Source organism: uncultured Chitinophaga sp. (assembly GCF_937874145.1).
Classification (GTDB): Bacteria; Bacteroidota; Bacteroidia; order Chitinophagales; family Chitinophagaceae; genus Chitinophaga.
Genome location: NZ_CALNBI010000244.1, coordinates 1 through 2,317, shown reverse-complemented (window position 1 = coordinate 2,317; position 2,317 = coordinate 1). Strand labels below are relative to the sequence as shown.

2 protein-coding genes and 1 pseudogene are annotated in these 2,317 nt (G+C 58.4%); 1 reads left to right on the top strand and 2 read right to left on the bottom strand.

Going from position 1 to position 2,317, the window contains the following annotated elements; genetic code table 11:
- A pseudogene (locus Q0510_RS12035) lies at positions 1 to 155 on the bottom strand (YeeE/YedE family protein); the annotation flags it as partial.
- Between the two features lie 29 nt (positions 156 to 184).
- On the opposite strand from Q0510_RS12035, the gene Q0510_RS12030 reads away from it, so the two are divergent.
- The gene (locus Q0510_RS12030) at positions 185 to 1,711 is read left to right on the top strand and encodes an aldehyde dehydrogenase family protein (RefSeq protein WP_298711755.1); all 1,527 of its coding nucleotides are present in this window, start codon (positions 185 to 187) and stop codon (positions 1,709 to 1,711) included.
- Between the two features lie 124 nt (positions 1,712 to 1,835).
- Here Q0510_RS12030 and Q0510_RS12025 read toward each other — a convergent pair.
- A partial coding sequence (locus Q0510_RS12025; RefSeq protein ID WP_298711753.1) for a hypothetical protein occupies positions 1,836 to 2,317 on the bottom strand: 482 nt, incomplete at its 5' end.

The window sequence follows — 2,317 nt, the reverse complement described above, 5'->3', positions numbered from 1 at the left end:
AACGGAATTTTGCCGGGAAGACAGGCCGCACAGATATGCCGGAGCGACGACGAGATGCCGAGCGCCTTATTGCCGATAAGCATCAGCAATGGCACCGACAAACCGATGAGCGGACCGGCGATATACCAGGGCCAGGGAGACTTTAAAAAGTTCATGAACGAAATTTACAAAAAACACTAGCAAGATGGAGCAGATTCTGCAACAATTCGGCATTGCCGGTACCAACAGCGGCGTTTCCACCGGCAGTAACATACTGAAAGCCGGCGGGGCCGAAATCGTGTCTTTTTCGCCGGTAGACGGCCGGGAGATCGCCAAAGTAACGGCCGCTTCCAGGGATAATTACGACGAAGTGGTGAAAACGGCCCAGTCGGCCTTCGGCGCCTGGCGCCTATGGCCTGCGCCCAGGCGCGGCGAGGTAGTCCGCCAGCTGGGCGAAGCCCTTCGCGCCAACAAGGAAGCCCTCGGCCGCCTGGTATCTTACGAAATGGGCAAAAGCCTCCAGGAAGGATATGGGGAAGTCCAGGAGATGATCGATATCTGCGACTTCGCGGTGGGCCTGAGCCGCCAGCTGCACGGCCTCACCATGCATTCGGAACGCCCGGGCCACCGGATGTACGAACAATGGCACCCCCTCGGCATCGTAGGCATCATTTCCGCATTCAACTTCCCCGTAGCGGTATGGAGCTGGAACTCGATGCTCGCCTGGGTTTGCGGCGACGTTTGCATCTGGAAGCCTTCTGAAAAAACACCCCTGACCGCACTCGCCTGCCAGCATATCACCGCGAAAGTTTTTGCGGCCAACGGCGTGCCGGAAGGCGTATCCTGCCTCGTAACGGGCGACCGTGCCGTGGGTGAATGGATGTCGGCCGACGGGCGCGTGCCCCTCGTTTCCGCCACAGGCTCCACCCGCATGGGCAAAGCCGTTGGCGCGGCCGTGGGCGCCAGGCTCGGACGTGCGTTGCTGGAACTGGGCGGGAACAATGCGATCATCATTTCGAAAGACGCAGACCTCGACATGTCGCTCATCGGCTGCGTTTTCGGCGCCGTAGGCACGGCAGGCCAGCGTTGCACCTCCACGCGCAGGCTCATCATCCACGACAGCGTGTATGACGCCTTTAAAGCCAAACTCGTGAGCGCTTACAAACAACTGCGCATCGGCGATCCGCTGGACGAGCAAAACCACGTTGGCCCGCTGATCGATAAAGACGCCGTGCAGGCTTACCTGAACTCCATCGAGGCCTGCAAGCAGGAAGGCGGGACTTTCGCCGTGGAAGGCGGTGTGCTGGAAGGCGCGGGCTACGAATCGGGCTGCTATGTGAAACCGGCTATCGCCGAGGTGAAAAACGACTTCAAAATCGTGCAGCACGAAACCTTCGCGCCCATCCTCTACCTGATCCGCTATTCCGACCTCGACGAGGCGATCGCATTGCAGAACGGGGTGCCCCAGGGTTTATCGTCCGCCATCATGACGCTGAACCTCCGCGAGGCGGAGCAGTTCCTGTCGCAGGCGGGTTCCGATTGCGGGATCGCCAACGTCAACATCGGTACGAGCGGCGCGGAAATAGGCGGTGCTTTCGGCGGAGAAAAGGAAACCGGCGGCGGCCGTGAAAGCGGTTCCGACGCCTGGAGAGCTTACATGCGCCGGCAAACCAACACCATCAACTACAGCAATAAACTGCCGCTGGCACAGGGGATTAAATTCGACCTGTAACCTGTTACGGAAATCATATCAGATCCCTCCGGGCGCCTGTGCCTGGGGGGATTTTCTTTTCATCAAAAAAGCCGGATCGCTCCGGCTCTTTAATGGTTGGTATCGGGATGAAGATCAGGCTTCGTCAGAACTCATTGTAACATACGTCCACAATCCTGTCCAGGCCGGTAAAGCTGTAGAAAGGCGTGATGTCGCCCATGAGAGTGGGCACTTTCAGTACATCGAGCTGACCGGTGCCGGCCGGAGCGCCCGGGTTGCAGGTGCCCACGCACAAGCCATAGACGGGGGATTCGTAGCGCTCGAGGTAATATTGCGGGTATAGTGCGATTTCCACGGGCGTAATGCGCACCGCACGGCTCGACTTCAACAACGTGATTTCCCGGCTGCCATAATCTTTCGCCACTTTGGCCACTTTTGTGTCCATGTCGTACTGGTAAAGTTTTCCGCCAACGGCATAAAACAGGTATCCTAACCGGGAATCCAGCGCAAATTTTGTGGCCTGGCCGATTTCGGGTGGATTGATGTCTTCCAGCGAGGTGGCTTTAAACGCACCGATCGGGCTAAACGCCATCCTGGCCAGGGCTACTTTGCCGGCGCCGTCTTTCA